Origin of the sequence: Phenylobacterium sp. (genome assembly GCF_036821595.1) — a bacterium.
In the GTDB taxonomy this organism is placed as follows: domain Bacteria; phylum Pseudomonadota; class Alphaproteobacteria; order Caulobacterales; family Caulobacteraceae; genus Phenylobacterium.
The window spans coordinates 1-6,971 of record NZ_DAISJG010000092.1; the positions used below are offsets into that span (position 1 = coordinate 1).

4 protein-coding genes are annotated in these 6,971 nt (G+C 74.9%); 1 reads left to right on the top strand and 3 read right to left on the bottom strand.

Features of this window, described 5'->3' with window-relative positions:
* The 3 genes from V7Z97_RS18535 to V7Z97_RS18545 all read right to left on the bottom strand — a co-directional run.
* Positions 1-519: calcium-binding protein (locus V7Z97_RS18535; protein ID WP_442958053.1), on the bottom strand; the 519-nt coding region annotated here is incomplete at its 3' end.
* 291 nt (positions 520-810) lie between these two features.
* Entirely contained in the window at positions 811-5,103 is a 4,293-nt protein-coding gene (locus V7Z97_RS18540; RefSeq protein ID WP_334164923.1) for an ATP-binding protein, read from the bottom strand.
* Positions 5,104-5,159: 56 nt separating this feature from the next.
* Complete coding sequence (locus tag V7Z97_RS18545; protein ID WP_334164924.1) at positions 5,160-5,849, bottom strand: response regulator transcription factor; 690 nt, start codon at positions 5,847-5,849, stop codon at positions 5,160-5,162.
* 244 nt (positions 5,850-6,093) lie between these two features.
* Between V7Z97_RS18545 and V7Z97_RS18550 the strand changes: the two genes are divergently transcribed.
* The gene (locus V7Z97_RS18550; protein ID WP_334164925.1) at positions 6,094-6,942 is read left to right on the top strand and encodes a helix-turn-helix transcriptional regulator; all 849 of its coding nucleotides are present in this window, start codon (positions 6,094-6,096) and stop codon (positions 6,940-6,942) included.
* The last annotated feature ends 29 nt before the right edge of the window (positions 6,943-6,971 follow it).

Consider the following 6,971-nt stretch of genomic DNA (forward strand, 5'->3'; position numbering starts at 1 on the left):
GTCGTCACCCGCCGAGCCCGAGACGAAGGCGAAGCCGCCGCTCACCTGGCCGGCGACGACCTCGAAGTTGATCCCCGCGAACTGGCCCGGCCCCTGGGCCTGGTCGATGAAGAAGTGGAGCTCCTCGACGCCCGTCACGGTGTCCACGCCGAGTTCGGATGCGAGGTTCAGGCCCTCGACGGTGGCCGAACCGCCCGTGACCGTGACCCGGAAGACGTCGGTGACGGTGTTCCCGTCCACCAGCTGGACCAGGATCTCGCCGGCCCCGGCGCCGGGCGCGAGACGCAGGACGCCCGTGCTCCCCGGGGGCAGCGGATAGCCGGCGATGTCGTGCCCGGAACCGCCATCGAGGGTGTCGGAGCCCTGGTCGCCGGTCAGGCGGTCATCGTCCGCGCCGCCCACCAGGGAGTCGTCGCCCTGGCCGCCGAACAGGCTGTCGTTCCCCGCCAGGCCGTCCAGGCTGTCGGCGCCCGGACCGCCCACCATGTCGTCGTTCCCCGGTCCACCGAAGTCAGCCACGGCACACACTCCCTCATCGCGCGCGGAGCCCTCCGCGCGCCGACCACACCGATTGGACCGATGAGATTCCCCCATCCCAGCCGACGAGCGGCCGGTCCTTAATCAAGGGTTAAGCCGGGGTCGGGGGTCCCCACATCCCCAAAATGGGGGATACGGCGGCAGAAAGTTTCAGGTTCTGACGGGGTTAGGGATAACGGCCTCAGTGTTGCCGATCCCCCCGCGCAAGTAATGTCGCCCCGTCGACTTTGGACGGGACTGCGGGCCAGCCCGACTTATTCGCGCATAAGGCGATTAGTCTGCCTCGAACACGCTCCAGTCGGTCTCGGCCAGCGCGGCCTGAAGTCGCGGCAGGAGGACGGCTGGATCCGCAACGCGGCCCTCCGGCGCCGTCGCCAGCGCCTCACCTACCGCCTCCAGGCCGAAGTGGCCGGCCATGCCGCGCAGCCGGTGCAGCTGGGCGGCCACCACTGCCGGATCGTCGACCGAGAGCTCCGACAGGCGCGCGAGTTCCGCTTCCAGGGTCGGCCGTACGGCGCGCAGCAGGTCGTTCCCCGCCGGGCCGAGCTGCGCCCGGAGCTCGGCCACCCGCGCCGGGCCGCTCTCCGCCGCCCGCGCCCGGATGCCGCCGCGTCCGAGCGCCCTGAGGCCCGCGAGGCTGACGGGCTTCTCGAGGACGCAATCCACCCCCGCGGCCAGAGCCTCCTTCTCCAGCGATCGCTCGACGCTGGCGGTCATCAGGACCGTTCGCGCGCCCGACGCCACGGCGGCGCGCGCGACCTCAAGGCCGCTCAGGCGCGGCATCCGGTGATCGAGGAGGACGAGGTCGAACGACTCCTCGGCCAGGCGGCCCTGCGCCTCCCGTCCGTCCTGGGCCTCCACGACCTCGCACCCTTCCCGCCGCAGCAGGGCCGCCAGCACCTCGCGGCTGAGGTCGGTGTCCTCCGCCAGCAGCACGCGGAGTCCCCGGAGCTCGCCCTCCCCCGCCGGCTCTTCCACGGGCGCCACCGCCGAGGCCTGGATCTCGAGACGGAAGACCTTGCCGCCCTCCGGCAGGCCTTCGACGCCGAGGTCGCCGCCCATGGCGCGGGCGAGGTGTCGCCCCAGGAACAGGCCGAGACCGAGACCGCCGCCGTCGTCCGCCCCGCCGCGTTCGAACGGCTCGAAGATCCGGAGGAGCTCGGCGTCGGTCAGCGCCCGGCCCTGGTCGCTGACGGTGAAGGTGAGCCGCCCGGCCGCGGCCTCGGCGTGGAGACCCAGGCGGACCTCGCCCGCCCCGTGCCTCAGGCCGTTGGCCACCAGGTTCCCGAGCACCTGCCGCACCCGGCCTTCGTCGCCGTCGATCCAGACCGGCGAGGTGGGACCGTCGTAGGTGAGGGCCCGTCCCAACGCCCCGGCGGCGGAGGCGTGCAGCGCCACCACAGAGCGCGCCGCGGCGCTCGCGTCGAACGGCGCCCGCCGGATCTGGAGCACTCCGCCCTCGAGGACGCCCAGGTCGGTGAGATCGCCCACGACGCCGGAGAGGTTGAGCAGCGCCTTGCGGAGGTTGGCCACGTCGAGGGCTCCGCCGCCTTCGGCCAGCTCCACCAGCCCGAGCGCCCCCTGCAGCGGCGTGCGCAGCTCGTGGCCCACGGCGGCGAGGAGGCGCGACTTGGCGCGGTTGGCGCGCTCGGCCGCCTCTCGCGCGGCGAGCAGCTCCAGCTCACGACCGGCATGCTGCGCCTGCAGGTCGGCGACCATGGCCGACAGGGCGTGCTCCGCGGGGGTCGCGGCCGGCGCACCGAACCGGGCGGCCAACAGCCCTTCGGCGCCCAGAGCCTGCCAGGCCGCCGCCGCACGGCCGCGCCAGGCCTCGCTCCGGTCGTGGGCGCCCAGCATCTCGGCGCCTTCGGCGGCCGCGGCGGCCACGAGCCCGCACTCCAGCAGGCACCGCGACTGCGCCGCCGCGCGCACGGCCTCGCCATAGGCCCGCAGGGCTGCGGCGCGCCGTCCGCCGACGCGGTGCGCCTCGGCCTGGAGCAGGCGGGCGCGGTGCAGGAAGTCTCCGGGATTGAGCCTGGCCAGCCGCCGCAGGTTCCAGAGGGCGAAGAGGGGCGGCCGGCCGCCGGTGCGGAACAGCGCCAGTCCGGTGGCGAAGGTCCAGATCTGGCTCTGCGCCTGGAACGGGGCGGGCGTGAACCGCGGCCAGGTCCGCGCCGACATGTCCGCCACGGCCGCGTAGCGGCCATAGAGCACGCCCAGCAGAGCTTCCAGCGCCGCCACGGCCCGGCCCGTATTGGCCAGCCCCTCGGCTTGAAGGAAGCGCCGGGTCGCCTCGAGGTCGAAATACGCCCCGTCCAGCCGCCAGCCGGCCTCGCCGCCCTCGACCAACTGCGCGATCAACTGGCGGAGCGCGCGCACGTGCGGGATGGTCGGCGTATCCTTGAGGCGTTCGGCCAGCCGCACCGCGGCGTCCGCCAGCTCCACGGTGGCGTCCAGCGGGTCCTCGCTGAAAATGGCGTCCAGCACCCGGTCGCGGTTGCCGTAGGCGGCGACCGCCAGGTCCCCGCCGGCCCAGGCCAGCGCCTCCATCTCTTCGCCCCGCGAGCGGGTGACCGGCCGCGGGCGCGCGAACACGTGGCCGAAGTTTGAGGCGTACTGCTTGGCGATGGCGCGCAGGGGCTGCTCGTCCGACTGCAGCCGGTCAGCCGCCTCGGCCCAGGCCGCCGCCCGTCGGTAGGCGCCGAACGCGCAGCACAGCAGCGCGAGCGTCGCCGCGCCGGCCGCCGTCCCATAGACCACCCGCGACGACAGGGTCCGCGTCACCAGGAGCACGACCAGCAGCGGGTCGCGCTCGAACAGCAGCGAGCCGATGCCGTTCATGGCCCGCATCATCGGCGCCTCGACCGCCAGCTCCTCGGGGCCAAGCGGCGCGACGGCGCGGCGGGGGTCGAGGCTGAACACCCGCACCACCGCCCGCGCCAGGTTCGGCGCCGTCACCCGCCGCGGCAGCCGGACGCCGACATTGGCGAGCACCTCGCGCGCCGTCTCCAGGGCTGCGTCCAGGTCGCCAGAGGCGCGACGGGCGAAGACCCGCATCTCGTCGGCGGCCGCCTGCTCGGCCGGGGTCGCGGCCAAGGCCGCCATGTCGTCGGCGAACCGACAGGCGCGGGCGTGGTCGCCCCGGCTGATCGCCGACGAGGCGGCTTCCGTGAGCAGGGGGTAGGTGAAGCCGGCGCCGCGCTGCGCCAGACCCAGGCCGGCGCGCACGAAGACCTCCGCCGCGTCCCGGTCGCCGCTCTGGCGCGCCGCGAAGGCGCCGGCCGTGAAGGCGTCCCGCCACCAGGCCGCGTCGGCCTCCTCCAGACCGCCGTCCAGGCGGCGCCAGAGCATCGCCATGCCACGTTCGCCATCGCCCGGTCGGACGCCGCCGCGCCGCAGCGACTCCGCAAGATCGGCGGCCAGGACGGCGTGCTCCTGTGGCGGCAGCTCCGCCAAGACCTCGGCGCGCAGGCGGTCGTGGGCGTAGCGCACATGGCCGCCGCGGCGGCGCACGAGACCCGAGGCTTCCAGCCGCCCCACCGCCCCCCCGCCCTGTTCGGTGTCCAGGCCGGCGGCGGCGCAGAGGTCCTCCAGCAGCATGTCGTCGCCATAGACCGCCAGCAGGCGGGCGAGCTCCAGCGCCGGCGCGCTGGCCTCTCCGGCGCGGCGCACGAGCGCTCGGGCCGCCGCCCCGGCCAGGGCCGGCGCGCCCCGTTGTGGGTCGAGGCGCCAGCCTGCCGGCTCCAGCCTCAGCGCTTGCTGCTCCAGGATGCGCGTCGACTGCACGAGGTCGAACGGCAGCCCGGCCGCCGACCCGAGGAAGGCCACCACCTCCCCGGCCGCCGCGCTCTTCGGGCCCAGGAGCTCGGCGGCGAGCGAGAGCTGCGCCTCGCCGGGCAACGGTCCGAGCTGTGTCACCAGGGCGCCGGGCGGGAGCGGAGCGAAGGCCTCCTCGTCGCGCTCGGTGGCGAGAATCCGGGTGTTCGGGAGCGACCGCTCGGCGGCCAGGCGCGCATACAGCCGCCGCGCCTGCTCGCCGGCCCGCCCCCAGTCGTCGATCAGCAGGAGCACGGGGGCGCCGAAGCCCTCCAGCCAGCGCAGCGCCTGGATGACCGCGTGGGCGAGGCGCTCGTCGGCCCGGTCGGCGGTGACCGGTTCGGCCCCTCGCCCCGCGGCGAGGCTGCGCAGGAGCCCCGACGCCGGGGCCGCGAGCACCGCGGCATGCTCGCCCAGACTCCGCCCGAGGTCGCGCAGCCCCGCCGCGGGATCGTAGAGCTGGTCCAGGCCCGAGGCGATCGCGGACTCCAGGGCGTGGATGAGCGGCTCGAGGTCCCGCCCCGACTGCCCCTGGGCGTACTTGCCGACGCCGCAGAGCGCGCCGCCGGCCCGGCTCTGCTCCAGGGCCGTCCGCAGCAGGGCGCTCTTCCCGCCTCCGGCCGGTCCGCGCACCACGATGATGCGCACTGACGGATCGCCCAGCGCAGAAAGGATCGTCGCCAGTTCGGTGGCCCGCCCGTGCAGGCGGGGCGCGGCGTCGTCCGGGACCACATGTGGGGCGATGGCCATCCGCGACCCTGGCCCGCCGCCCGCGAGAGGCGCATCCCCCGTTTTGGGGACGGAGGTCATTCCTCCGCCACGACGGGGGTCCCCAACCGGTAGCCGAAGCCGGGCGCCGTGACGATCAGCGGCCCCTCCGGCGGCGGCGGGAGCTTGCGGCGCAGCCGGCTCACCAGGGCGTCGACCGAGCGCAGGTCTCCGACCCCGCGGGCCACCGTCTCGCTGAGCGCCTCGCGCGCGACGATCTTCCCGTCGGCCTGGGCGAGCTTGTGCAGCAGGTCGAATTCGCCCCGCGTGAGGGGAATCTCCCCCGCCCCGGCGACCGCCCGGCGCTCCTCGGGATGCAGGACCAGAACGCCCAGCCGCAGGCGTCCGGTCCGCCCGAGGCCGCGGCGCCGCGCGACGCTCCGCACGCGGGCGGCGAGTTCCTCGAGGTGGACGGGCTTGGCCAGGAAATCGTCGGCGCCGTCGTCCAGGGCGGCGATGCGGGTGGCGACCTCCGAGCGCTCGCTCACCATGATCACGCCGACGCCCCCGCGCTGGCGCAGCTCCCGGGCGTAGCCGAGGCCGTCCTCCCCCGGCAACTCGATATCGAGCAGCACGACGTCGGCGGATTCGGCCCGCAGCGCCGCGCGGCAGGCCTCGACACAACTCGCGCCGCGAACCTGATGCCCCTGGCCCGCGAGGTACCGGACGAGGCTCTCCCGCGTCAGCGGCTCGTCCTCCACGACGACGATACGCAGCCCCCCGGTCACGCTGAACAACTCCCCCAAACGCCCGGACGCTCTGCAGGCGGATTTTCCGGGTAACTTCGTTCGATCTCGAAGGGGTTTTAGCGGCCTGTCAACACGCTGTTCATGGCCCCCGGGCTCCGAGGCGGCGAACCTGTCACCGGTCAAGTGCGGGGGATGCAGAATGCTGCCGGACAATCGTGCGTGGCGGAGGGCTCCGGAACCGGATGTCGACAGGGTGGTCGCCGCGTTCGCATGCGCCCCGGATATGCCGGACGGCTGGCGCGACGCCCTGGCTGCCCTGGCGGCCGAGCTCGGCGGCCGCGCGGCCTGGCTGGAGGGCCGGGAGGACGGCCGGCGCTGGATCGTGGCCGGCAGCCACGGCCTGATCGGCGTCCATCCCCGTCAGGCGCTCGAGCTCCTTTCCCTGACCTGCGCCCACGGGCTGGAGGTCGTCCTGCGGCTGGACCGCGAGGCGCTCCCGCCTCGGACCCCGCGGCTGGAGGCGCAGCTGAACGCCGTCGGCCAGGCGGTGCAAAACCAGGTGGCGCTCGAGGCCGCCGCCGTGCGCATTGCAACCCTGATGGTGCGCCGCACCGGCGTCCAGCCGATCGTCTGCACGCCCGAGGGCCTGGTGCTGGAGGGCCCCGAGCCAACGGCCCTGCGCCGTTCGCCCCTGCAAGTCGCCGGCGGCCGGCTGTCGCTCGCCGACCCGGCCGACGAGGCGGCGCTGCGCGAGGCGCTCCACGACGCCGCCTCCCGCGCCCACGAGCGGGTCCTGGTGCTCGGCCGCGGAACGGGCGCGCCGCTGGTGGTGGACGTCCTGCCGTCGCTTCCCGCCCGGAGCGTCTGTTTCCGCAGGCAGGCCGTGCTCCTGCTGCGCGAGCGGTCGCCGGGCGGCGCCGATCGGACGCCGGTGCTGCAGGAACTCTACGGACTCACCTCGGCGGAAGCCGAGGTGGCGATGGCCATGACCCAGGGCTCGCCGGTCTCCCACATCGCCGCCAGCCGCGGCGTGGCGCCGTCCACCGTGCGGGCGCAGGTGAAGGCGATCCTCTCGAAGGTCGGCGTGGGGCGCCAGGTGGAGCTCGTCCAGCGGCTCGCGGCGGTCTGCTGAGGCGGAGGCGGCTCGGGCGTCTCGGGGAA